The sequence below is a fragment of the Brevundimonas sp. genome, assembly GCF_041648115.1.
Taxonomy (GTDB): Bacteria; Pseudomonadota; Alphaproteobacteria; order Caulobacterales; family Caulobacteraceae; genus Brevundimonas.
Genome location: NZ_JBAZPR010000007.1, coordinates 17863 through 43513 on the forward strand (window position 1 = coordinate 17863; position 25651 = coordinate 43513).

The following is a 25651-nucleotide window of genomic DNA, read 5'->3' on the forward strand; positions in this document are numbered from 1 at the left end:
CGATGCTCAACCCCTTGTCGTCGAACGTGTTTTCTAAAAGATCGGGTCTTCTTCCATACAGGGCGCCGAGCGGCCTTATAATCGCGGCTCGGTCTTTGAAATCGCCAGCCCCGACCTTGCGAAGTTGGACTCGTTGGACTGTTTTTTCGTTGGACAGTCCAAGTCTGCGGCGAAACTGCACCTTCTTGCACTTTGCACTCGTTTTTGGGGTGCAGTGCAGTTTCGGACCCTCCGCCTGAGGCGGAACATCAGGAGGCGCAGATGCGCTCGTTCTTGCTCGCCGCTGTCGCCATGGGCGTCCTCGCCACAGCCGCCCCCGCCCTGGCCCAGAGCCCGGCGGAGATACAGACGGTTCCCGCCGCCCTGTTCGACGCCATGTTCCAGGACCACGCCGTCCTGCAACGCGGTCGCCCGATCACTGTGTGGGGCAGGGCGGCCCCCGGTGCGGCCGTCTCGGTCAGCCTCGGCCAGGCCCAGGTCCAGGCGACCGCCGACCCCGACGGCGCCTGGCGCGCCGCTCTTCCAACCCTGACCGCCGGCGGCCCCTATGTCCTGACGGCCCAGTCCGGCGGCGCGACCCAGACCGTGTCGGATGTCATGGTCGGCGACGTCTGGCTGTGCTCGGGCCAGTCGAACATGGAGTTCGCCGTTCGTCAGGCGACGAATGCCGAGAGCGAGATCGGCAATGCTGACGACGCCAAGATCCGCCTGTTCCTGGTCGGCCGCTCCAGCCTGCCGGCGCCGTCATCGACCCCGCATTCGGTCGGCCAGTGGCGCACCACCAGCCCGCAAAGCGTGCGCGACTTCTCGGCCGCCTGCTATTTCATGGGCCGCGATCTACGCCGCACCGAAGACGTGCCCGTCGGCCTGATCGCGGCCTCCTGGGGCGGGTCGATCATCGAGGACTGGCTCAGCCGCGACGCCATCGAAAAACTGGGCGGCCATCAGGAGGCGCTGAACGCCCTGGATGCCTACGCCCGCGATCCGTCGCGGGGCGACGCCATCTGGCGCCAGGTCACGCAGGCCTGGTGGACCGCCAACGACCCTGGCACGAAGCAGGGTTGGCATCTGCCCCGCACCAATGCCGCCGATTGGGCGCCCATCCCGGCCGAAGGCTTCTGGGAATCCACCGTGCCTGGCCTCGCCACCTTCGACGGCATTGTCTGGCTGAGAAAAGAGGTCGAGCTGACCGCCGCCCAGGCGCGCCAGGGCGCGACGCTTGAGCTGGGTCCGGTGGACGACGCCGACGTGACCTGGGTCAACGGTAAATATGTCGGCGGCCAGCAGGGCTGGGACACGCCCCGCACCTACGCCATTCCCGCCGGCACGCTGAAGGCGGGGCGCAACCTGATCGCGGTCGGGGTGCTGGACACCAACGGCGGCGGCGGCGCCTGGGGACCGGCGGCGAACAAGCGGCTGGTGCTGGCGGACGGCACGGCCGTGGCCCTGTCCTCGGGCTGGCGTCACCGCGTCGCCGCGCCCCTGGCCGACCTGCCCAATCCGCCGCGCACGCCCTGGATCGGCGGCAGCGGCACCACCACTCTCTACAACGGCATGATCGCGCCCCTTGGCCCCTACGGCCTGAAGGGCATGGCCTGGTATCAGGGCGAGTCGAACGTCGGCGACTACGTCGGCTATCGCCGCCTGCTGCCGGCCCTGTTCGCCGACTGGCGCGCCCGGTTCGAGAATCCCGAGATGCGGATGCTGGTGGTGCAACTGGCCGACTTCGGTCCCGCCGCCGCCCAGCCGACCAACTCCTGGTGGGCCGCCCTGCGCGAGAGCCAACGGACGGTGGTCAATGCCGATCCCCTGGCGGGCCTAGCGGTCGCCATCGACATCGGCGACCGCTACGACATCCACCCGACCAACAAGCTGGAGGTCGGCCGCCGCTTGGCGCTGGAGGCCCGTCGTCTGGACGACCAGGTCCAGCCTGTCTCGCCCCAGCCGATCGCCGTGACCCGCGCCGCCGACGGCGTCCACATCCGCTATTCCGCCTCGGCCCAACTGGTCGCCCATGGCTCCAACCGCCCGGTCGGGTTCGAACTGTGCGGGGCCGACAGCGCCTGCCGCTTCGTCGATGCGACGCTGGCGACCGACGAAGTCGTGCTCGCCTCGGCCATGGCGACCGATCTCAAGGTCCGCTTCTGCTGGGCCGACAGCCCGGTCTGCAACCTCTACGGCCCCGCCGGTCTCCCGGCGGTTCCGTTCGAGGCCGAGATCCGCTGATCAGGGGTTCTGGGGCAGGCGCATCCGGTCGTAGTCGGGGCCGAAGTCGAACAGCAGCGCCGGACCCAGCTCAAGCCTGTGTCGCGCCTGGCCCATCTGCAGGATGATGCTGCTCTGGCCCGCCGCGACATCCTTGGCGGCGACGCCCGACGCGTAGAGCATCGTCCACGCTTCTCCGACGGCGACGTTGCTGGCCTGGGCCAGGGCGACCTTCGGCTCGCCCTGCGCCTCCAGCAGGATGACGGGCATCCGGGTTTCGGTCTGGCCCTCGGGCAGGCTGCTCGCGCGGACCCAGACGCCCAGCAGCAGCACGTCGCCCGCCTTGATGGCTCCGCTGTTGGGCATGACGGCCCCGACTGACCAGGGATCGCCCGCCTGTTTGACGTCGATGGTCAGGGCCTTGCCCCCCGTCACGCCCTGGGCGTCATGCGGCGTCGGATTGGGCGTCAGGCCCCAGGTGCTCCAGTTCTGCACGAAGGGCGAGTTGATCAGCTTGTCGATCATGCTCGCGCGAGGCGCTTGCGGCGCAGGCGTCGTCTGGGCCAGCGCGGGCGTCCCAAGCATCAGGCCGATGCTCAGAGCGATGGACAGGGTCTTCATGGCGTTTCTCCTCCCGTTTTCGCCTTGTGAAATTCAGACCAGACCCGCGCCCCTCAGCCGCACGGCGGGCGCCGTGGCCACGGGCCGCTCGGCCGGCAGGTCGATGACCAGGCCCTCGGCCGTCTGGCGGAAGGGCAGGGCGCCGCCGCCCAGCAGTTCGACCGTCTCGACCCGGCCCGCCTGCGGGTTCAGCGCGCGCACCACCATTCGCCCATCCTCGGGCCAGTCCAGCGCGAAGGCGTAGAGCGTCTGGCCCTTGGTGGTGAAGCGGATGTCCTGGCTGGTCCACGGTCGCGCCGCACCCTCGCCGTGCATGCCGCCCACGACCGTCGTCGGCCCCTCGCCATAGATGCGCCAGGGCCGGGTGTCGAAGATGGCCTCGCCGTTGACCCTCATCCAGGCGGCGATGTCCGTCAGGATCTGGCGCTCGTCGCTGTCGATCGACCCATCGCCCCGCTGTGGGATGTTCAGCATCAGATTGCCGTTCTTGGAGACCACATCCACCAGCCGCTGCACCACGCTGTGGGCCGGGACATAATAGTGGCCGGTGAAGCGGGCGCGGTTGTAGTGCCAGTCGCCGATACAGGTGTCGGTCTGCCACGGCTCGGGCTTCAGACTGTCGGAGAAGCCGCGCTCGACCGTCTCCGTGATCGCCTTGCGCTGCCGGTCGTCCAGCCGCTTGCCGTTCACCACCGGCAGCTCGCCGCGCCAGGCCAGCGAGGCGTTGTAGAACTCCGCCGTCGCCTCCAGCCCGTACCGCCCCAGCGGCAGGCCGTAGTTGTCGAAATAGACCATGTCCGGCCTGTATTTGGTGATCAGGTCGCGCTGACGCGCCACCCAGGACCGCACGAAGGCCGGGTTGTTGGCGGGCGGCGTCTCGATCCACTGACCGTCGCGCGCATCGTGCCAGGCGTTCATCTCGGCGATGGAGTTGATCCCGTCCGGCGGGGCGAAGGTCGGGCCGGTGTAGAGTTCCTGCGGGTCCAGCCCCTCCCACCACTTGCCGGCCCCGTCCGCCCTGGTCAGCCGCGCCGCGTCATAGCGCACGCCCTTCAGCGGCCCCTCGGCGTCATAGCCATAGGCCGTCTGCCACCAGTGCCAGGCGTGGGCCGCGTGGTTCGACACGGCGAACCTCAGGCCGCGCGCACGCACCGCCTTCTCCCAGGCGCCGACGATGTCGCGTTTCGGCCCGACCCGCATCACGTTCCAGTCGTGATGGGCGCTGTCGAACAGGTCCAGATTGTCGTGATGGTTGGCCATCGACATGATGTAGCGGGCGCCCGCCGCCTGATAGAGGTCCAGCAGCCCCTCGGGATCCCACCGGTCGCCCTTGAACTGGTCGATGAACTCCATGAAGCCGAACCGGCTGGGGTGGCCGTAGGTCGCGACGTGGTGGTCGTAGAAGGGGTTGCCCTGGATATACATCTGGCGGCCGTACCAGTCGCCGAACTCCGGCACGCATTGCGGCCCCCAGTGCGACCAGATGCCGAACTTGGCGTCCCGGAACCAGTCCGGCGTCTTGTAGCCTGCGGCCAGGCTGTCCCAGGTCGGCTTGAACGGCCCAGCCGCCGTCGTCGCTTCCGGCGTGGTGGCGCACGCCCCCAGCATCGAGGCTGAGGCGCCGGCTCCCAGAAGTCCGCGTCGCGACAGGTTCATGCCGGTTCTCCATAGACGACGCCGCGTCCGTCGGTGGCCACATAGACGCGGCCGAAGACGCGGGGATCGCCCGCGATGGCGCGGAAGCGGCGCCCATACTCATGCTGGTCGTCATTGACCCGGACCCAGACCCGGCCCCGGTTGTCGGATCGGAAGACGCCTCTGATGTCACCCCGCGTGCCGATGGCGAACAGGGCCGGGTAGGTCGAACCGGCGGGCGGCTTGCCGAAGTCCAGCATCTCGACGCTCAAGCCCCCATCGATCCTGTCGAACCGCTGACCCCCGTCGCGACTGTTGTAAAGGCCGCTGTGCGACACGAACCACAGGTCGCCCTCGTGGTCGGGCGTCGCCTTCAGCGGGAAGGCGACCTCGCGCCAGATCGGCCGGTCCTCGGCGCTGGTCGCGGGCAGGCCTGTCGATGGCACGACGGCAAAGCTCTCGGCCCCATCAACGCTGACGTACCAGGCGCCCGTGCGGAAATCCAAGGCGTAGAACAGCATCGGATCCTTGCGATCCGCCACAGGTCTCAACAGCATCGGCAGACCGGCGCAGGCCTTCCACGTCGCGCCCCGATCCCGCGACCAGACGACCTGCGGCGTGGCCAGTACGAATTTCGAGCCGTCCGCCGACACCATGATCGGCGCGTCGCGATACAGGTCCATGCGCGGATTGTCGGCCGCGACCGGCGTCTCGCCCGAGGCCGGCCGGGGACGACCCAGCGGCTTCCAGCTCAGCCCCGCATTGTCGGACCACGCGAGGGTCGAACCATCGTGACCTTCCGAGGCCACACCCTCATGCGGCGTGCCGCTGCGCACCACGGTGTCGGGCGCGGCGCCGGCATAGTCGATCTGGTTGGTGTTGGCGAAGACGGGGGTGGTGAACTGGCGCTGCGGCGAGTGGCTCAGGTCTTCATGTGCGAAGCCGGAGATGTCGCCGAACCCGGTCAGCAACTGCGGTCCCTTCGGCGGGCTGACCAGGGTGATTACGGCCGTCTGTTCGATGCCCTCGACCCACGGCGTCCAGTCGGTCGGCTTGCGGTCGTCGGCGGCGGACAGGTCGCGCGTCTCATAGACGGTGGCTCCGGTCGCATAGATCAGCCGGTCGCTGTCGAATGGATCCAGCGCCAGGGCCGCGATCCACCAGCCGAAGTCCGGCTTGTCGTTGCCCCAGTTCAGATAGGGGGTGGCGCTGACGTCGTGCCGCGCCTTTTCCCGCAGGCTGGTCCAGCTTCGCCCGTCGTCGGTGCTGCGCCAGATCGTATCGCCGGGCTGCCAGCGGTTCAGGGTCGAGACCATGATCACGCCTGGCCGTTTGCGATCCAGCGCCACCCCCATGAAGCCGCCGCCTTGTGTGGTCTGGGGGCGGGGCGGGCTGATGTCGCTCCAGGCGCCGGTATTGGTATCCAGCCGCCAGACCGCGCCGTCCGTCACCCCATTGGGACCGATGCCCAGGGTGCAGGTGACATAGAGGATGCCCCGGTCGTCCAACTCGGCCTTGGCCGCCGATAGTTCGGCGCGCGGCCCGCCCTCGACCAGTCGCCAGGTTCGCCCGGCGTCGTCCGAGCGATAGAGGGCATGTTCGTGCGGATCGGCGACGCCGACGAACAGCGTCCGCGACGGCTGGCCCCTCTGGCCGCTGCGGGGATCGAAGACCACGAAGCTGAGCCCGCCGTGGGTGCTGCGGTCGGTGGGCGTGCCCAGCCCCTTCAGAGGAAAGGCCTCGACCTTGCCCCAGCTCTCGCCGCCGTCGGTCGAGCGTTGCAGGCCGTCGTGGCGCGATCCGAAATAGAGGACGCGGTTGTCGTTCGGGTCGATGGCCAGCCGCTCGCCCAGGCCGCGTCCGTCCTCGTTGCCGCCCATGCGGAAAGGCACTTCGGTCCGTTGCCACGTCTCGCCCCGGTCGGAGGAGCGCAGCATGGCGCCGGGATCGGCCTTGTGAACACCGACCGCTGCATGGACGACATCGGCGTCGATGGGATCGGCGGCGATGCTCTCGATGCCGAAATCGCCGGCACGGGGGCTGGAATCCATCAGCGGCGACCAGCGACCGGTGGCCGCATCGAAACGATAGGCCCCGCCCATGTCCGAGCGCGCATAGGCCAGACCGCGCTCGACGGGGCTGAAGACGATGCCGGGAATGAAGCCGCCCGCGCCGACCACGACGTTGCGCCAGACATAGGGGGCGGCTTCCTGCGCCTGCGCCCTCGTGGTCATCCCTAGCCCGCCGAAGGAGAGGGCCAATAGGCCGGCCGTGCGTCGTGTCACGCCTGTCGTCATGCCGCCGTCTCTCCCTGGGTCGGAAACGTTATCCCGTCTCTCGATGTTAGCGCTAACGTGAGCAGTTGACATGATTGTCATAGGTGCATCAAGTTGCGTCTGTAAAAATCAGGGCGTCGGTCAACGACGTGTCGGGAGCGAACCTCGGGTTCAAACGGATTTCGCCGCTGTCGGCGCGTCGAGCGACGCCTGGATTTTTGCAGACCCTGAGCGAACTTCCGGTGCGACCCTTGTGGTCGCGCCGGGTTTTTCGCCGCATAGTTTTCGCCGCCACACTGACGGACACCGACATGACCCTGCGTATTTCGACCTCGCGCTGCAGCGCCGTTTCCGCCCTTGCTCTGGGCGTTGCGCTCGCGACCGGCGCCTGCGCCGTGGCTACGGCCTCGACCCGTCAGGCGCCGGTTCAGGCCGTTACCGCCCAGGCCTCCATCGTCACCGACGCCACGCGCGCCCATCCCGCCCTGTGGCCTCATGCCGCATCGCCGGCGGCTATGACGGATGCGGCGACCGAGGCCTTCGTCACCGAACTGATGAGCCGAATGACGATCGAGGAAAAGGTCGGCCAGACGATCCAGGCCGACATCGCCTCCATCAAGCCCGAAGACCTGCTGGCCTATCCGCTGGGCTCGATCCTGGCGGGCGGCAATTCCTCGCCCGGCGGCGACGAGCGCGCCTCGGCCCGGAAATGGGTCGAACTGGCCCAGGCCTTCCGCGCGGCGGCGGCCCAGCGTCCGGGCGCCAAGGTTCCGTTGATCTACGGCATCGACGCCGTCCACGGTCACAACAACATCGTCGGCGCCACCATCTTCCCGCACAACGTTGGCTTGGGCGCCGCGCGCGACCCCGACCTGATCCGCCGCATCGGCCAGGCGACCGCGCTGGAAGTCGCCGTCACCGGCGCCGACTGGACCTTCGGCCCGACCCTGGCCGTGCCGCAGGACGACCGCTGGGGCCGCGCCTTCGAAGGCTATGCCGAAAACCCGGAAGTGGCCCAGAGCTACGCCGGGCCGATGACCCTGGGCCTGCAAGGCGCGCTGTCGGCCGACCATCCGCTGACCCCCGGCCATATCGCCGGCTCGGCCAAACACTTCCTGGCCGACGGCGGCACCACCGGCGGCAAGGATCAGGGGAACTTCGCCGGGACGGAGCAGGAGCTGATCCGCACCCACCTGTCCGGCTATCCCCAGGCCATCGACGCCGGCATCCTGTCGATCATGGCCAGCTTCTCCAGCTGGAACGGCGTCAAACATTCGGGCAACGAGACCATTCTGACGGACGTGCTACGCGGCCCGCTGGGCTTCGACGGTTTCGTGGTGTCCGACTGGAACGCCCACGGCCAGCTGCCGGGCTGCTCCAACGAAAGCTGCGCCCTGGCCTTCAACGCCGGCATCGACATGTTCATGGCGCCCGACAGCTGGAAGCCGCTGTATGAGAACACCCTGGCCCAGGCCAAGTCGGGCGAGATCCCTATGGCGCGCCTGGACGAGGCCGTGCATCGCATCCTGCGGGCCAAGGTCAAGACCGGCCTGTTCGTCGACGCTCGTCCGGTCGAGGGGCATTTCAATGAGCTGGGCTCGCCCGCGCACCGCGCCCTGGCCCGCGAGGCGGTTCGCAAGTCGCTGGTCCTGTTGAAGAACGACGGCGTCCTGCCGATCCGCGCCGGCGCGCGGGTGCTGGTCGCCGGTCATGCCGACGACATCGGCCAGGCCTCGGGCGGCTGGACCCTGACGTGGCAGGGCACGGGCAACTCCAACGCCGACTTCCCCAACGGCCAGTCGATCTGGGGCGGCATCCAGGAAGCCGTCGCCGCCGGCGGTGGTCAGGCGACCCTCAGCGCCGACGGGTCGTTCACGCAAAAGCCCGATGTCGCCATCGTCGTCTTCGGCGAGACGCCCTATGCCGAGTTCCAGGGCGACGTGGACACGCTGGACTTCCTGCCGATCGAACCGCTGGAGACGCTGAAGCGCCTCAAGGCGGCGGGCATTCCGACCGTGTCGGTCTTCCTGTCGGGCCGCCCGATGTGGACCAATCCCGAGATCAACCAGTCCGACGCCTTCGTCGCCGCCTGGCTGCCGGGCACGGAAGGCGCAGGCGTGTCCGACGTTCTGATCGGCGATGCGGCCGGCAAACCGCGCAACGACTTCACCGGCAAGCTGTCGTTCAGCTGGCCCAAGGACGCCAAGGGCGAACCCCTGAACGTCGGCCAGCCCGGCTATGACCCGCAGTTCGCCTACGGCTATGGCCTGACCTATGCCCACGGCGCCCGCGTCGGAGCCCTGTCGGAAGACAGCGGCGTGGTCGGCGAGATCGGCAGCCTGGATCGCTACTTCGTCGATGGCCGCTTCGTCGCGCCCTGGTCGCTGATGCTGCGTGACGACGGCGGCGAGATGCGTCTGGGGACCAAGATCACCGGCGCCAGCCCGCGAGGCGGCGTGTCCGTGCGCTCCACCGACGGCGCGGGCCAGGAATCGGCGCGCGCACTCACCTTCGCCCAAGGCGGCGGCCATGCGGTCATCGCCGCCAGCCCGGTCGATCTGACGCGTCAGTCGAATGGCGAGATGGCCATCGCCTTCCGTTACCGCGTCGACGCCCGTGCGCGCGGCCCCGTCTTCCTAACTCTGGGCGCGGGGTCTGTGGACATCACCAGCCTGGTGAACGCTGCGCCTGTCGGCGAATGGCGGACGCTGAAGGTGCGCCTGTCGTGCCTGCGTGATCACGGCACCGACATCGCCGCTGTCGATCAGCCCTGGGGCCTACGCACCGCCGCCGACTTCATCGTCACCGTCGAGGACATCCGCCTGGCCTCCAACGAGGGCGACGCGGTCTGTCCGACGCGCTAGGCTTAGGGTGAACGGGGGGAAGGCGGATGACGAACGCGGAACTGAGCGTGGCCTTCTTCCTGCAAATGGCGGTGATCATCGCCGTCTGCCGCATCGTCGGCTGGCTGGCCAAACGCTACCTGGGCCAGCCGCAGGTGGTGGGCGAGATGATCGCCGGGGTGATCCTGGGTCCGTCGCTGTTCGGCCTGCTGGCGCCCGATCTTCAGGCGGCCCTTTTCCCCAAGGATTCGAAGTCGATCCTGTTCGTCGGCGCCCAGCTGGGCGTCGGCCTTTACATGTTCCTGGTCGGGCTGGGCTTCCAGCGCGACCACTTCAAGACCAACGCCAGAAGCGCGGCGGCCGTGTCGCTGGCGGGGATGGCGGCGCCCTTCCTGGTCGCCGTCGCCATCGCGCCCTGGCTGGTCAGCCAAGGGCTGTTCGGCGCGGGCATCCAGACCTGGCAGGCCATGCTGTTCATGGGCGCGGCCATCTCGATCACCGCCTTCCCCATGCTGGCGCGCATCATCCATGAGCGGGGCCTGAGCGGCACGCGGCTGGGCTCGCTGTCGCTGGCGGCCGGGGCCATCGACGACGCCGGCGCCTGGTGCGTCCTGGCCATCGTCCTGGCCAGCTTCGGCGACGGGCCGCCAGTCGCGATCAAGGCCATCGCCGGGGGCGGCGCCTTCGCCATCCTGATGCTGACGGTCGGACCGAAACTGCTGGCGCCGCTGGGCCGCATCGTCGAGCGGGAGAGACGACTTAGCCCCACGGTGCTGGGGATCGTGCTGATCCTTTTCATGCTCAGCGCCTGGGCCATGGACGCGGTCGGCATCCACGCCGTCTTCGGCGGCTTCATCCTGGGCGTCGCCATGCCGCGCGGCCTTCTGAGCCAAGAGGTCAAGCGTCAGCTTGAGCCGTTCGCCGTGCTGGTGCTGCTGCCGATGTTCTTCACCTTCTCGGGTCTGAACACCCAACTGACCATGGTCAACAGCCTGGGCCTGCTGGCGGTGACCGCCGTCATCCTGCTGGGGTCGATCCTGGCCAAGGGCGGGGCCTGCTGGGCCGCCGCGCGCCTGACGGGCCAGGACAAGGCCACGGCCCTGGGCATCGGCGCCCTGATGAACGCCCGTGGCCTGATGGAGCTGATCATCATCAACATCGGTCTGCAGCGCGGCATCATCGGTCCGGCCCTGTTCTCGATCCTGGTGCTGATGGCCATCATCACCACCCTGATGGCATCGCCCCTGTTCGAATGGGTCTATGGCAAGAAGGCCCGCGAGCGGGGCGAACTGGGACAGGTCAACGAGGCGGACGCGGCGCCGCCTGCGCGTCTCCAGCCGATCCAGCCCTGAGGTTCAGTTCGTCAGTTGAAACTTGGGCGGATCATGTCCGATCGGCTGATATGTTGAACGCCAAGCTTTGACGGAGCCGCGCCAGCCCCTAGTGACGGCGCATGATCCAGGACGCTCCTCCCCCCGTCGTCGCCCCCACCGTCGCCTCTGTCGCCTTGCCCGAGATCGTCGTCACCGCCGCCCGCCTGCCGCCGGCGGCGGCCGAGGCTGCGTTTTCGGTGGTGAGGATCGATCAGAAAATCCTGTCGCGATCCGCGCGACTGGACGAGGCGCTGCGGTCTGTGCCGGCCGTCTCGCTGTTTCGACGCACGACCAGCGCGGCGGCCAATCCGACGACGCAAGGCATATCGTTGAGGGCTATCGCGCCGTCGGGGGCGGGGCGGACGCTGGTGCTGCTGGACGGCGTGCCGCTGAACGATCCGTTCGGGGGCTGGGTGATCTGGTCCCAGGCCACGCCGGAATCGCTGGAAAGCCTGGACGTGATCCGGGGGGCGGGGTCGGGACCGTATGGGGCGGGCGCCCTGACCGGCACGATCACGCTGCGCGAACGTGGGCCAGACAGCGAGGGTGTGGGCGGAGTGCTGGATGTCTCGGCGGCCGAACGCGGCGGCCTGCGCGCGGCGGGGTCGGCCTCGACGCGGTTAGGGCCGGTGGCGGTGACGCTGAGCGGACTGCGTGAGGTCAGTGACGGCTATGTGCCCGTGCGAGGATCGGCGGCGGGGGCGGCGGATACGCCCCTGGACCTCGACAGTCGCAGCGCGGCTCTGCGGGTCGATACGGCGCTTGGACAGGCGAATCTGTCGGTGCGGGCGGCGACCTGGGAGGAGGATCGCGGATCGGGCCTGGCCGGAACGCGCGCCAACGCCAGCGGCCACAGCCTCAGCGCCACGGCGGCCCAGGCCCCGACAACCGACGGCTATGGCTGGCGGCTGCAGGCGTGGCGCATCGACAGCAACCTGGCCAACAGTTCGGCCTCGGTGTCGGCCGACCGGGCGACGACCACGCCGGCCAACGACCAGTACAAGACGCCCGCAACGGGATGGGGGCTGAACGCCGCCCTACGCCGTCGCATGGCGGAGTTCGCGGGTGGCCGGCTGGAGTGGGAAGTGGGCGCCGACGCGCGTTTCAACGATGGCGAGACCAACGAACTGTTCAGCAATCCCACGGGCGCCGGCTTCGCCAGAGGCCGTCGCGCGGGCGGCGAGACGGCGGTGGCGGGCGCCTATATCGACGCGTCCTGGACAGCGGCCGAATGGCTGGTGGCGGGCGGTCTGCGGGTGGATCGGTGGGAGAATACGGGCGGCTTCCGCAACGAATACACGCTGGCGACCGGGGCCGTTCTGCTGAACGAGAACGACCCGGATCGGTCGGGCGAGGTGGTCAGTGCGCGCCTGGCCGTGCGGCGTGATCTGGGCGGCGGCTATGCGGCACGGGCGGCGGCCTATTCCGGCTTCCGGCCGGCGACGCTTAACGAACTGCACCGGCCGTTCCGCGTCGGCAACGACATCACCGAGGCCAACGCCGCCCTGACGCCCGAGACGCTGAAGGGGATCGAGACCGGGCTGGCCTTCGACCGCGACGGCGTGCGCTGGGGCGCGACTGTGTTCTGGAACCAGATCGAGGACGCCATCGTCAATGTGACCCTCGGCGCCGGTCCGGCGACCTTCCCTCGCGCCGGGTTCGTGCCGGCGGGCGGGGTGCTGCGTCAGCGTCAGAACGCCGGGACCATAGACGCCTGGGGCGTGGAACTGACCGGGGCGGTGGACCTGTCGCCGAGCCTGTCGCTGAACGCGGCCGTGTCGTGGACGGACGCCGAGATCGACGGGGGATCGGCCGCCGCGCAATTGACGGGCCTGCGTCCCGCCCAGGCGCCGGAATGGAGCGCGGCAGCCGGGTTGGACTGGCGGGCCTCCGACCGACTGACCCTAGCCCTTGCAGCGCGTTACGAATCCAGTCGGTTCGACGACGATCTGAACAGCCGCGTCCTGGATGCCGCCGTGACGCTGGACGCACGGGGAGAGTGGGCTCTGAACCCGCGCACGACCCTGTGGGTGGCGGCGGACAATCTGTTCGACACCGATGTCGAGGTGTCGAAAACGGGGACGGGCGTCGCCGGTTATGGTCCGCCGCAAACCGTTAGTGCGGGGTTTCGTCTGAGCTATTGATCGCAACGGGATATGCCTTTTCCGACCGCGTTTTTGCGTGAAGCACAGATTTCGTCCGTTCAGCGGGTGAAAATTACCTTCAACGCTGTTGCGCGGGGCCGCAGGCGCGCTAATCGCTAGAGACGGCCGACCCCCGGCCCAAGACCCCGAACGACGAGCCTGTCATGTCCGAAGAATTCTACCGCATGAAGCGGTTGCCGCCCTATGTCATCGCCGAGACCAATGCGATGCGCGCGGCGGCCCGTGCGGCGGGCGAGGATGTGATCGACCTGGGGATGGGCAACCCCGATCTGCCGCCGCCCCAGCATGTGATCGACAAGCTGATCGAGGTGGCGCGCAAGCCCGACGCGCACGGCTATTCGGCCTCACGGGGCATTCCTGGCCTGCGTCGCGCCCAGGCCAACTACTATGGTCGCCGCTTCGGCGTCGATCTGGACCCCGAGACCGAGGTGATCGTCACCATGGGCTCCAAGGAGGGTCTGGCCAGCCTGGCCACGGCCATCACCGAGCCGGGCGACGTGATCCTGGCGCCCAATCCGTCCTATCCGATCCACACCTTCGGCTTCATCATCGCCGGCGCCGCGATCCGCAGCGTGCCGACCACGCCGGACGAGAAATATTTCGAGGCGTTGGAGCGGGCCATGGCCTTCACCGTGCCCCGGCCCAAGATCCTGGTGATGAACTATCCGTCGAACCCGACGGCGGAGACGGTGGACCTGGCCTTCTACGAACGCGTCGTGGACTTCGCCAAGTCGAACGACCTGTGGATCATCAGCGACCTGGCCTATTCGGAGCTGTATTACGACGGCAAGCCGACGGTCTCGATCCTGCAGGCGCCGGGGGCCAAGGACGTGGCGATCGAGTTCACCTCGCTGTCCAAGACTTACAGCATGGCGGGCTGGCGCATGGGTTTTGCGGTCGGCAACAAGAAGCTGATCGCGGCGATGACGCGGGTGAAATCCTACCTCGACTACGGCGCCTTCACGCCGATCCAGGCGGCGGCGTGCGCGGCGCTGAACGGGCCGCAGGACATCGTCGAGCAGAACCGCAAGCTCTATCATCGCCGCCGCGACGTGCTGGTCGAGAGCTTCGGCCGCGCGGGCTGGGACATTCCCAAGCCCGCCGCCTCGATGTTCGCCTGGGCGCCGTTGCCGCCCGCCTTGGCGCATCTGGGCAGCCTTGAGTTCTCCAAGCAGTTGCTGACCCACGCCAAGGTCGCGGTGGCGGCTGGCGTCGGTTATGGCGAGAACGGCGAGGGCTTCGTCCGCATCGCCATGGTCGAGAACGAGCAGCGCATCCGCCAGGCCGCCCGCAACATCAAATCCTACCTTAAATCGCAGGGCGTCAATGTGCCGCCCAGCCGGGAAGACTAAGCCATGCCGTCCGGATTGATCGCGCTGCTCGACGATGTCGCGGGCATCGCAAAGCTGGCCGCCGCCTCGCTGGACGACGTGGGCGCGGCGGCGGGCAAGGCGTCGACCAAGGCGGTCGGGGTCGTGGTGGACGATACGGCGGTGACGCCGCGCTACGTCATGGGCCTGTCGCCCAGCCGGGAGTTGCCGATCATCGGCAAGATCGCCCTGGGGTCGTTCCGCAACAAGCTGATCTTCATCCTGCCGGCGGCCTTGGTGCTGAGCGCCTTCGCGCCGTGGGCGATCACGCCCATACTGATGTGCGGCGGCGTCTACCTATGCTTCGAGGGGGCGGAGAAGCTGCTTGAGGCCTTTGGGCGCAACGCGCAAGAGGACGTGGCTTCGGTCACAGGTGATGCGACGGCGCTGGAGAAAAAGACGGTAGCGGGGGCGGTGCGGACAGACTTGATCCTGTCGGCCGAGATCATGACCATCGCCTTGGCCGATGTGGCGGATCAGACGATCCTGAACCAGGCGGCGGTGCTGGCCGTGGTCGGGATCGGCATGACCATCGTCGTCTATGGCGCGGTCGGCCTGATCGTGAAGATGGACGACATCGGCCTGGTGCTGGCGAAACGCCCGAACGGCGGCGTGCGGGCTCTGGGACGGGGGCTGGTCAAGGGCATGCCGGTGGTGATGAGCGCCCTGTCCGCCATCGGCACCGCCGCCATGCTGTGGGTCGGCGGGGGCATTCTGGTGCATGGCTCGCTTAAGCTGGGGCTGCAATGGCCGGCCGTGCCGCTGGAACACCTGGCCAATGCGGTTGGCGCGGTTTTCGGGCCTCTGGGCGGGGTGATGAGTTGGCTGACGACCGCCGTGGCCTCGGCCTTGGTGGGATTGATCGTCGGCGGCTTGGTCGTGCTGGTCCTGCATCAGGTCGCAAGGCTGCGGCCGACGGAATCGCACTAGGAGGGAGTGGTTCGGGCTGTCATGCGGATGCAATCCGCGACAGCTAAGGGCCGTTCGCCCCCGTCGTCGGAGTTTTCGCATGTCCCTGTCGCGCATCGCTGCTCTCGCGACCGTCGCTGCTCTTTCGACCGCAGGCGTCGTCACACCGTCTGTGGCGCAGCAGGCTGCAGCTGTTCCGGTCGCCCAGGCATCGACGGCGGCCTTGGCGCCGCCCAAGCTGATCGTGACCATCGTGGTGGATCAGTTCAGCGCCAACCTCTTCAACCAGTATCGCGGTCGATACAGCAGCGGCCTGCGTCGGATGGCCGATCAGGGGCTGGTGTCGATCAACGGCTATCAGACACACGGCCTGACCGAGACCTGCCCCGGCCACTCGACCGTTCTGACAGGCATGCATCCGGTCGAAACCGGCATCCCGGCCAATGACTGGATCGACGCCAAGACCGGCAAGGAGGTCTATTGCCTGGCCGCACCGCAGAACCATCTGGCGCACGGTCGCGACGATAGCGACAACGGGCCTGTGGGGCCGGATCAACTGCGGGTCACGACCTTGGGCGACTGGCTGAAGGCCGTCAGTCCCGACAGCAAGGTCATGGCGGTGTCGGGCAAGGATCGCGGCGCTATCAACCTGGCCGGCCATCAGGGGCAGGCCTTCTGGTTCACCGACGGGTTCGGCCTGACGACCTATGTCAAGCCGGGCCAGACGGCGCAGGACAGGCTGGCGCCGGTCGCTGCCTTCAACGCCGACTTCAACGCCTGGATGGCGGCGACGCCGACAGCCTGGGACTATCAGAACGAAGAGTGCCGGGCGCTGGCCGGCGACTGGACCATTCGCGGCCAGACCTTCCATTCGGTGCTGCCGCCGGCGGGGCTGAAGTTCGACAGCTCGCCGCTGCTGGACGAACAGACGCTGAAGGCGGCGGAATATCTGCTGGACAGCCAGAAGCTGGGGCAGGGCGCGACTACCGACATGTTGGGCGTCAGCCTGTCGGCGACGGACCGGATCGGCCACATGTACGGCACACAGGGGCCGGAGATGTGCGAGCAGATGCACCGGCTGGACGCGGCGCTGGGCGCATTCCTGGACAAGTTGGCCCAGGTTCCGGGCGGGGCGATGGTGGTGCTGACGGCCGACCATGGCGGGTCGGACTTCGTCGAGCGGCTGCATGAGCACGGCTATCCCCAGGCGCACCGGGCAGACATGGATGCGATCAAGGGCGTCAATGCCGCGCTGAAGACGCGCTTCAATCTGGACGTCGATCCGCTTCAGTCCGGCGGCAGCGGCTGGATGGTCGCCGACGCCGAGCACAGGTCGCTGCCCAACCCGCTGCGCACCCAGGTCGCGGAGGCAGCGGTCGAGATGCTGCGCGCCCTACCGGACGTGGCCTTCGCCGAGACGCGCGACCGCCTGTTGACCGAGCCTCTTCCCGACAGCCGCCAGCCGGAGATGATGACGGTGCGCGAGCGCATGCGCCTGTCGACCGTGGCCGAGCGTTCGCCCGATATCCAGTTCGCCTGGACCCAGAACACCACGGCCGGCGGCCGCGTCGGTTCGACCCTGGCCGGTCACGGCACGCCGTGGGAATATGATCGTCGCGTGCCGATCATCTTCTGGTGGCCCGGCGCCCATGGCGAAGAGCGGTTCCTGTCCATCCGCACGGTCGATATCGCTCCGACCCTGGCCCATGTCATCGGCGTGCCGGCCCCCCAGGTCGAGGGCCGTTGCATGGACCTGAACGGGTTCGCGGTGGCGGCCTGTTCGACAACGGTCGAGGCCTTGGCCCGATAAACTCCTGTTTCGGGGTCGTAAACTCGTGTTTCCCGGCAGGGCTGCGGCCTTACGTGGAAAAGGTTTCGTTGGCAGAAGGGTGCAAAGCGCCCAAGCCGTCCATACGGATGGCGATCAGAGCCAACAGGAAACGTCCATGAACAGAGCCCGCCGCGCCCGCATCGTCGCGACCCTGGGGCCCGCTAGCCGTGCGCCAGGTACAGTCAAGGCTCTGGCCCAGGCCGGGGTGGACGTGTTCCGCCTGAACTTCAGCCACGGTTCGCATGAGGATCACGCCGCCGCCCTGAAGGCCGTGCGTGGCGCCGAGGCGGCCTTGCAGCGCCCGCTGGGCGTGCTGGCCGACCTGCAGGGGCCCAAGTTGCGGCTCGGTCGGTTCAAGGACGTCGAGATCTCGGTCAAGCCGGGCCACACCATGCGTTTCGACCTGGACCCGACGCCCGGCGACGAGACGCGGGTGCAGATGCCGCACCCGGAAATCTTCAAGGCCCTGCGCAAGGGCATGCTGCTGCTGCTGGACGACGGCCGGGTGCGGCTGCGCGTCGGCGAGCGCGCTGACGACTGGGCCGATGTGACGGTCGAGAGCGGCTCGAAACTGTCGGATCGCAAGGGCGTGGCGGTGCCGGAGGCGGTGATCCCGGTCTCGGCCCTGACGCCCAAGGACCGCGAGGATCTGGCCTTCGCCCTGCGGATGGGCGTGGACTGGGTGGCGCTCAGCTTCGTGCAGAAGCCGGAGGACATGGCAGAGCTGAAGCGGATCGTGAACGGCCAGGCGGCCTGCCTGGCCAAGATCGAGAAGCCGGCGGCGTTGGCCGATCTGGAGGCCATTCTCGACTATTGCGACGGCGTCATGGTGGCGCGTGGCGACCTGGGGGTCGAGCTGGACCCCGAGGACGTGCCGGTGGCGCAAAAGCAGATTGTGCGCGCCGCCCGCAATCGCGGCGTACCGGTGATCGTGGCGACCCAGATGCTGGAATCCATGACCAGTGCGCCGGCCCCGACCCGCGCCGAGGCGACCGACGTGGCCAATGCGGTCTATGAGGGCGCCGACGCCCTGATGCTGTCGGCCGAGACGGCGTCGGGCGACTATCCGCTGGAATCCGTCAGCATGATGAGCCGGATCATCGAGCGGGTCGAACGCGATCCGATGTGGCCCAGCCTGATGCGGGCCGAGCACGCCGGCATGGACGAGCATGACGTGGACGCCCTGGTCGGAGCCGCAGCCATGGCGGCGAACGCGCCGTCGACCGGCTGTATGGTGGTGTTCACGACCCTGGGCGGGACGGCGCGGCGCATGGCGCGCGAGCGGCCGCTGAAACCCATCCTGGCGCTGACGCCCAATCCCAACACCGCACGTCGCCTGGCCCTGGTCTGGGGGCTGGAGCCGCGTCTGGGCGATCAGCCGGACTCGCTGGAGGCCGTCACCGACGATGCCGTGAACAGCGCGGTCAAATACGGCCTGGCCGAGCCGGGCCAGCGCATCCTGATCCTGGCCGGCACGCCGTTCGGGGCGCCGGGCGCGGCCAACCTGCTGCGACTGGCCCATGCGCCGGCGGCGGCGCCCAAGGCTCGCAAGAAAAGCTAGAGGGCGATCTCGCGACGCTCGGCCGCGCTGCGTCGGCCGGCGTCGATGATCCGCATGACCGTCAGGGCCTGATCCGCCGTCACCGGCGGCGAACCCTTGCCCAGGATCGCATCGCGCATGGCGGCGTAGAAGGCGGGGTAGTCGCCGCGTTCGGGTTTCGGCGTCGTGCGGGTCGTTTCGTCACCGACCTGTTTGGTCAGGACGCCGGGCGACGGATCCACGCCCCAGTCGGCGTCGCCGGGGCGCAGGCCGGCCTTGGACTGGCCCTCCTGGGCGTCCAGGCCGTGCTTGATGAAACTGCCGCCCGTGCCGTGGACGACGTAGCGCAGGCTGGATTCGGCGGCCAGATGCCCGGCGTTCAGGATCACCCGCAGTCGGTCGTAGCGCAGCAGGACGTGGGCGTAGTCGATGGCCGTCGCGCCCTGACGCTGGGCCTGGAGGTCGGCGTAGACGCCCAATGGCATGCCGAACAGTTGCACCGCCTGGTCGATCAGGTGCGGCCCCAGGTCGGCCCAGACGCCGCCGTCGCGCTTGTCTTTCCAGCGGTCGGTGACGGTTGGGCGGAAGCGGTCGTAGTGGCTTTCGAACACCGCGATCTCGCCCAGCTCGCCTTCTGCGATCAGACGGCGCAGGGTCAGGAAGTCGGCGTCCCAGCGGCGGTTCTGGAAGACGCTGAACACGCCCGGCGCCTGGGCCGCGACAGCGGCGACGGCTTCAGCGTCGGCCAGAGTGGCGGCAAAGGGCTTGTCCACCACCACCGATTTGCCGGCCTTCAGCGCGGTGATCGACTGTTCGGCGTGCAGGGCGTCCGGCGTGGCGACGACGATCAGGCGGATGTCCTCGCGCACCAGGGCCGCGTCCAGATCGGGCAGGATTTCCACGTCGGGCAGGTCGGCATGCACCGCCTCGGGCCGCGACGAGACGACGGCGGTCAGGGTCAGGCCGGGCGTAGCGGCGATGAGCGGCGCGTGGAAGGTCTGGCCCGCCAGGCCATAGCCGACGACTGCGACGCCGATGGGATCGTTTGTGGTCATGCCCCGATCAATAGCGGTCCGGGCGCGGGCCATCCAGCACATAGGGCACCACGCCGCGCTCGTTTTCGGGCACGTGCAGGGTGCGGTCGATGGGCGGGAAGGCGCGCTGGGTGCAGTCGGTGCGCTCGCAGATGCGGCAACTGACGCCGATCCGCGTCGCCGGGCCGTTCAGATCGAGCCCGGCGGCATAGACCAGGGCGCCCGCATGCTCGACCTCGCACCCCAGCGACAGGGCGTAGCGTCGGTCGTTCGCCAGATAGGAACCGCTGGGCTTGGACACTGAGCGTGCAATGGAAATGTAGCGCGAGCCGTCCGGCATCTCGGCCAGTTGCACGCCGATCCGGTCGGGCGCGGCGAAGGCCTCGTGCACGTTCCACAGGGGGCAGGCGCCGCCGAACCGGGCGAACTGGAAGCGGGTGGCGCTGTGGCGTTTGGTGATGTTGCCGGCCATGTCCACGCGGGCGAAATAGAAGGGTACGCCGCGCCAGCCGGGCCGTTGCAGGGTCGAGAGCCGGTGGCAGACCTGTTCGAAGCTGACCTGGAACCGGGTGCGCAGCCGGTCGATGTCGTGCTTTTCCTCCCGCGCCGCCTCCAGGAAGGCGCGGTAAGGCAACATCAGCGCGCCTGCCGCATAGTTGGCCAGGCCGACACGGGCCACGTCGCGCGCCGCCTGGGTGCGGAAGGCGGCCTGGTCCAGTTCGGCCTCGATCAGGTCGCGGAAGGACAGCAGGGCCAACTGGTGCGCCAACTGGAACGAGCGGGTCGCGCCGGGCTGCCAGGCGTCCAGGGTCAGCACCCGACTGGCGGTGTCGTAGCGGCGCAGCGCCTCCTGTCCCGCGACATTGACCACGCGTACGCCGTGCAGATCGGCCAGCACCGTCTCCAGCGCCCGCTCGATCTGACCGTCCTTAGCCAGGGTCGCGGCCAGCGCCTCGGCCGCCGTGTCCAGGGCGTCGATATAGTTGTCGCGATAGTGGAAGAAGTCGCGCACCTCTTCATAGGGCAGCAGGGCGACGCTGGCGCCCCGTTCGTCGCGACCCAGGGTATCGTCCAGTGCCTTCACCCGCTCGTCCAGGCGGCGGAAGGTCTGGTGCAGGGCCAGGAACTGGCGGGCCAGGCGAGGCGTGTTGGCGACCGCCTGTTTCAGCTCGGCGGCGGTCGGCGGCTCGGCTTGCCCTGCGATGTCGGTGGTGGCCTCGCGCAGGTCGGCGATCAGGCGGGCGTCGCCCTCCAGGTCGAACAGGCTGGCGTCCACGTGAAAGGCGCGCGTCAGGGCGATCAGGACGCGGGCTGTCGCCGGCCTCTGGTTGGTCTCGATCTGCGACAGATAGGACGGCGACAGGCCAAGCCGCTCGGCGCAGGCCTCCAGCGTCCAGCCACGCGCCTCGCGCAGCTTGCGCAATTTGGCGCCCAAGAAAAGCTTCTCAGCCATTCGCAACTTTGCAGATCATATCGCCATCCTTTGCAAGCCCGCGCAGTTCCACACTTTTTGCAAAGTTGCGTTTGCCTATTTGCGATGAAGGCGCCACGCCTTGCGCGAACGAGAGGCGAAGATCCATCATGACTCAAGCCATCCTTGAAGAACTGGAGCGCCGTCGCGCCGCCGCCAAACTGGGCGGTGGGGAAAAGCGTATCGCCGCCCAGCACGCCAAGGGCAAGCTGACGGCGCGCGAACGCATCGACGTGCTGCTGGATGAGGGCTCCTTCGAGGAGACCGACATGTTCGTCGAACACCGCAGTCATGACTTCGGGATGCAGGACCAGCGCATTCCCGGCGACGGCGTGGTGACGGGGCGCGGCACCATCGGCGGGCGGCTGGTCTATGTCTTCTCCAAGGATTTCACTGTGTTCGGCGGGTCGCTGTCGGGCGCCCATGCGGCCAAGATCGTCAAGCTGCAGAAGATGGCCCTGACGACCGGCGCGCCGATCATCGGCCTGTTCGACGCCGGTGGCGCGCGCATCCAGGAGGGGGTGGAGAGCCTGGCCGGATACGCCGACATCTTCCTGCAGAACACCCTGGCCAGCGGCGTCATCCCTCAGATCAGCGTGATCATGGGGCCGTGCGCGGGGGGCGACGTCTATTCGCCGGCCATCACAGACTTCATCTTCATGGTGAAGGACACGAGCTATATGTACGTGACTGGCCCCGACGTGGTGAAGACGGTCACCAACGAGGTGGTGAGCCACGAGGATTTGGGCGGCGCCCGCGTCCATGCCGGCAAGTCGGGCGTGGCGGACGGGGCGTTCGAGAACGATCTGGAGGCCCTGTCGGAGGTGCGCCGCCTGATCGGCTTCCTGCCGTTGACAAACCGCGAAAAGCCGCCGGTGCGCGAAAGCTATGACGAGCCCGAGCGGGACGAGCCCTCGCTGGACACCCTGATCCCGGCCAATCCGAACCAGCCCTATGACATGAAGGAGCTGATCCTGAAGGTGGTCGACGAGGCCGACTTCTTCGAGATTGGCGCCGACTTCGCCAGGAACATCATCTGCGGCTTCGGCCGGCTGGACGGCCAGACGGTCGGCATCGTCGCCAACCAGCCCCAGGTGCTGGCGGGCGTGCTGGACATCGATTCAAGCCGCAAGGCCGCGCGGTTCGTGCGCTTCTGCGACGCCTTCGACATCGCGCTGGTGACCCTGGTGGACGTGCCGGGCTTCATGCCGGGCACCAAACAGGAGTACGGCGCCCTGATCAAACACGGGGCCAAGCTGCTGTTCGCCTATGCCGAGGCGACCGTGCCGAAACTGACCCTGATCACGCGTAAGGCTTATGGCGGCGCCTATGACGTCATGAGCTCCAAACACCTGCGCGGCGACGTCAACTACGCCTGGCCCACCGCCGAGATCGCCGTCATGGGCGCCAAGGGGGCGGTCGAGATCATCTTCCGCAAGGAGGCCGGAGATCCGGCGGCGCTGGCGGCGCGCGAGGCCGAATACAAGGACCGGTTCGCCAATCCGTTCGTGGCGGCGGGCCTGGGCTACATCGACGACGTCATCATGCCGCACGGGACGCGGCGGCGGCTGGTGAAGGCGTTGCGGACGCTGAAGAACAAGGTCCAGGAGAACCCCTGGAAGAAGCACAATAATATTCCGCTATGAAGTTTCGAAAGGGCCTTCGAGAGGACGTCGAGTCTTTCTCCTTCAGCAACTCGGATATTCGGCCGCTGGATCGACTATGGTTTGATGGCTATCGCGCTTATCTGGGATACTTCGCGGATTTGAAATTTGAGCCTGATGTTTCCCTTAGGGAGCACGGCGCACTTGCAATGGCTTGGAGTTGGATGGGCCGTGCGCCCTTCGGCGACACTCGAGCGCACTACAATGAAGCTGCCACAGCAATCCGAGTAATGCGGTTTTCTGAGCCAACAGTCGAGCACCTTGAATCAGTGGCGATTTGGTCGGGAAACTCGATGGTAGGGGCGTCAAAATTCCTACACTTCCTGCTGCCAGACAAGTTTGCGGTTTGGGACTCTCGGGTTGCGAGAGAAGCTTACGCAATTGCAGGGACAAATTATTCCAAGCGTCGGAAAGCGGAGAGCTACCTTCAGTATTTGAAGGACTTACCGTCTCTTAAACCCGCAATTGCATCCCGCCGGTTCCTGGAGGATCAAGCTGGGCCGCTATCAGATCTCCGCGTTGCCGAACTGACGATTTTCATGATGGACCGTCGAAACGACACGAAGCGCAAAGCTGCTGAAGCGGCAAAAAGGGCTTAGACATGTTCTCCAAAATCCTCATCGCCAACCGGGGCGAGATCGCGGTTCGGATCATCAAGACCTGCCGCCGCATGGGCATCCAGACGGTGCAGGTCTATTCGGAGGCCGACGCCGGGTCGCTGGCGGTCGAGATGGCCGACGAGGCGGTGCTGATCGGGCCGGCGCCGGCGGCGCAGTCCTATTTGCTGGCCGACAAGATCGTCGAGGCGGTGCGCCAGACGGAGGCGCAGGCCGTGCATCCGGGCTTTGGTTTCCTGAGCGAGAACGCCGGCTTCGCGCGGCGTCTGAGGGACGAGGGCATCGCCTTCATCGGCCCGAACCCCGAGGCCATCGACGCCATGGGCGACAAGATCAGCTCCAAGAAGCTGGCGGCCGAGGCGGGGGTCTCGACCGTGCCGGGCCATATGGGCCTGATCGAGACGCCGGAAGAGGCGGTCAGGATCGCCAATGAGATCGGCTATCCGATCATGATCAAGGCCTCGGCCGGTGGCGGCGGCAAAGGCATTCGCGTCGCCCATTCGGACGCCGACATGGCCGAAGGGTTCGCCGCGGTGAAGGCCGAGGCGCTGAACGCCTTCGGCGACGACCGGGTCTTCCTGGAAAAGTTCATCATCGATCCGCGCCATATCGAAATCCAGGTGCTGGGCGACAAGCACGGCCATGTGGTCCACCTGTTCGAGCGCGAATGCTCGATCCAGCGCCGCAACCAGAAGGTCATCGAGGAAGCGCCGTCCCCCCTGCTGGACGAGGCGACCCGCATGGCCATGGGGGCGCAGGCCGTCGCCCTGGCCCAGGCCGTGAACTATGACAGCGCCGGCACGGTCGAGTTCGTCGCCGGTCAGGACAAGAGCTTCTACTTCCTGGAGATGAACACCCGGCTGCAGGTCGAGCATCCGGTGACGGAGCTGATCACCGGGGTCGATCTGGTCGAACAGATGATCCGTTCGGCGTGGGGCGAGGCCCTGGCCTTCGAACAGAAGGACCTGTCGATCAACGGCTGGGCCATCGAGAGCCGCATCTATGCCGAAGACCCCTATCGAGGCTTCCTGCCGTCCACCGGGCGGCTGGTCCGATACGAGCAGCCGGAAGAGGGCGATCACTCCAGTTCTGGGGGAGACTACACCGTCCGCAACGATTCCGGCGTCCGCGAGGGCGACGAGATCAGCATGTTCTACGACCCGATGATCGCCAAGCTGTGCGCCTGGGGCGAGACGCGCGAGGACGCGGTGGAGGGCATGGCCCGCGCGCTGGAGGACACCCATCTGTCGGGCCTAGGCCACAATGTGCCCTTCCTGGCGGCGGTGATGGATCAGGACCGGTTCAAGTCGGGCGAACTGTCGACCAGCTATATCAAGGATGAATTCCCGGATGGCTTCAACGGCCTGCGTCCGACGAAGGCGCAGGAGCGCATCCTGATCGCCTCAGCGCTCGCCATGCACGAGGTCATCGCCGAGCAGGACGGCGACCCGTCGGACCGCACCGACTGGATCGTGATGATCGACAAGACGCCACACGGCGTCGGCCTGTCCTATGACGAGGACGAGGAGATGATCCTGACCCTGACGGGCGGGGGCGACATCCGCCTGTCGGACATCGACTGGCGGCCCGGCCTGGCCCAGTTCAAGGCCGAGCTGGACGGCGAGGCCTTCACCGCCGAGGTCAAGCGCGTCGCCGACGGCTTCGACATCCGCCACCGCGCGGCCAGGGCGCGCGTGCGGGTGCTGAGACCGCACGTCGCCGAGCTGTATGCGCGCCTGCCGGAGAAGGTCGCGGCGGATACGTCGAAACTGGTGCTGTCGCCGATGCCGGGGCTGGTGGTCTCGATCCCGGTGGTGGTGGGCCAGGAGGTCAAGACCGGGGAGACGGTGGCCATCATCGAGGCCATGAAGATGCAGAACATTCTGAAGGCCGAACGCGACGGGGTGGTGAAGGCGGTCGGCGCCAAGGACGGGGATCCGGTGGCGGCGGACGACGTGCTGGTGGAGTTCGGGTGATGCGGCAGAGCCCCTCCGTCTCTCCGCTTCGCTGTGAGCCACCTCTCCATTACATGGGGAGGAGACAGGCGGTCGATCCGTCTCCTCCCTGCGAAGCGGGGAGGGGGACCGCGAAGTGGTG

The 25651-nt window shown here is 67.7% G+C and carries 17 protein-coding genes; 11 read left to right on the forward strand and 6 right to left on the reverse strand.

Features of this window, described 5'->3' with window-relative positions; translation table 11 throughout:
- Nucleotides 1-261: 261 nt before the first annotated feature.
- Nucleotides 262-2226, forward strand: a complete 1965-nt coding sequence (locus WC597_RS07685) for a sialate O-acetylesterase (RefSeq protein ID WP_372692761.1) — start codon at nt 262-264, stop codon at nt 2224-2226.
- Here WC597_RS07685 and WC597_RS07690 read toward each other — a convergent pair whose 3' ends face one another.
- Genes WC597_RS07690 through WC597_RS07700 form a run of 3 tightly spaced genes read right to left on the reverse strand, consistent with a single transcriptional unit; the run spans nt 2227 to nt 6758 of the window.
- Entirely contained in the window at nt 2227-2826 is a 600-nt protein-coding gene (locus WC597_RS07690) for a hypothetical protein (protein ID WP_372692762.1), read from the reverse strand.
- Nucleotides 2827-2859: 33 nt separating this feature from the next.
- Entirely contained in the window at nt 2860-4482 is a 1623-nt protein-coding gene (locus tag WC597_RS07695; protein WP_372692763.1) for an alpha-L-fucosidase, read from the reverse strand.
- Nucleotides 4479-6758, reverse strand: coding sequence for a WD40/YVTN/BNR-like repeat-containing protein (locus WC597_RS07700; RefSeq protein WP_372692764.1), 2280 nt, complete (start codon nt 6756-6758; stop codon nt 4479-4481). The genes WC597_RS07695 and WC597_RS07700 overlap by 4 nt, the downstream gene beginning before the upstream one ends.
- Before the next feature lie 290 nt (nt 6759-7048).
- Between WC597_RS07700 and WC597_RS07705 the strand changes: the two genes are divergently transcribed.
- The 7 genes from WC597_RS07705 (at nt 7049) to pyk (ending at nt 18789) form a co-directional block, all read left to right on the forward strand.
- Entirely contained in the window at nt 7049-9601 is a 2553-nt protein-coding gene (locus WC597_RS07705; protein ID WP_372692765.1) for an exo 1,3/1,4-beta-D-glucan glucohydrolase, read from the forward strand.
- 26 nt (nt 9602-9627) lie between these two features.
- On the forward strand, nt 9628-10932 hold the full coding sequence (locus tag WC597_RS07710) for a cation:proton antiporter (RefSeq protein ID WP_372692766.1): 1305 nt from the start codon (nt 9628-9630) through the stop codon (nt 10930-10932).
- A 101-nt stretch (nt 10933-11033) separates the two neighbouring features.
- Nucleotides 11034-13097 carry a TonB-dependent receptor gene (locus WC597_RS07715; RefSeq protein ID WP_372692767.1) on the forward strand — a complete coding sequence of 688 codons (2064 nt, stop codon included), beginning with the start codon at nt 11034-11036 and terminating at the stop codon, nt 13095-13097.
- Nucleotides 13098-13261: 164 nt separating this feature from the next.
- Nucleotides 13262-14470: an LL-diaminopimelate aminotransferase gene (locus WC597_RS07720; protein WP_372692768.1), complete on the forward strand. Its 1209-nt coding sequence runs from the start codon at nt 13262-13264 to the stop codon at nt 14468-14470.
- A gap of 3 nt (nt 14471-14473) precedes the next feature.
- Nucleotides 14474-15418 carry a DUF808 domain-containing protein gene (locus WC597_RS07725; protein WP_372692769.1) on the forward strand — a complete coding sequence of 315 codons (945 nt, stop codon included), beginning with the start codon at nt 14474-14476 and terminating at the stop codon, nt 15416-15418.
- A gap of 79 nt (nt 15419-15497) precedes the next feature.
- Nucleotides 15498-17207 (forward strand): alkaline phosphatase family protein, encoded by a 1710-nt coding sequence (locus WC597_RS07730; protein ID WP_372692771.1) that lies wholly within the window; start codon nt 15498-15500, stop codon nt 17205-17207.
- Nucleotides 17208-17343: 136 nt separating this feature from the next.
- Entirely contained in the window at nt 17344-18789 is a 1446-nt protein-coding gene (gene pyk / locus WC597_RS07735; protein WP_372692773.1) for a pyruvate kinase, read from the forward strand.
- Here the strand turns inward: pyk and WC597_RS07740 are convergent.
- The 3 genes from WC597_RS07740 to WC597_RS07750 are packed head-to-tail and all read right to left on the reverse strand — an operon-like array spanning nt 18786 to nt 21385.
- On the reverse strand, nt 18786-19823 hold the full coding sequence (locus tag WC597_RS07740; RefSeq protein ID WP_372692774.1) for an oxidoreductase: 1038 nt from the start codon (nt 19821-19823) through the stop codon (nt 18786-18788). The two genes, pyk and WC597_RS07740, sit on opposite strands and share 4 nt — an antisense overlap.
- A 7-nt stretch (nt 19824-19830) precedes the next feature.
- Nucleotides 19831-21255: a short-chain fatty acyl-CoA regulator family protein gene (locus tag WC597_RS07745; RefSeq protein WP_372692775.1), complete on the reverse strand. Its 1425-nt coding sequence runs from the start codon at nt 21253-21255 to the stop codon at nt 19831-19833.
- The gene (locus WC597_RS07750; RefSeq protein ID WP_159850192.1) at nt 21248-21385 is read right to left on the reverse strand and encodes a hypothetical protein; all 138 of its coding nucleotides are present in this window, start codon (nt 21383-21385) and stop codon (nt 21248-21250) included. Before WC597_RS07750 ends, WC597_RS07745 begins: the two co-directional genes overlap by 8 nt.
- Here WC597_RS07750 and WC597_RS07755 point away from each other — a divergent pair.
- The 3 genes from WC597_RS07755 to WC597_RS07765 are packed head-to-tail and all read left to right on the forward strand — an operon-like array spanning nt 21384 to nt 25530.
- Entirely contained in the window at nt 21384-22919 is a 1536-nt protein-coding gene (locus WC597_RS07755) for an acyl-CoA carboxylase subunit beta (protein WP_372692776.1), read from the forward strand. The genes WC597_RS07750 and WC597_RS07755 overlap by 2 nt on opposite strands.
- A complete protein-coding gene (locus tag WC597_RS07760) occupies nt 22916-23536 on the forward strand; it encodes a hypothetical protein (RefSeq protein ID WP_372692777.1) in 621 nt (206 codons plus the stop codon). Before WC597_RS07755 ends, WC597_RS07760 begins: the two co-directional genes overlap by 4 nt.
- 2 nt (nt 23537-23538) lie before the next feature.
- Nucleotides 23539-25530, forward strand: coding sequence for an acetyl-CoA carboxylase biotin carboxylase subunit (locus WC597_RS07765; protein WP_372692778.1), 1992 nt, complete (start codon nt 23539-23541; stop codon nt 25528-25530).
- The last annotated feature ends 121 nt before the right edge of the window (nt 25531-25651 follow it).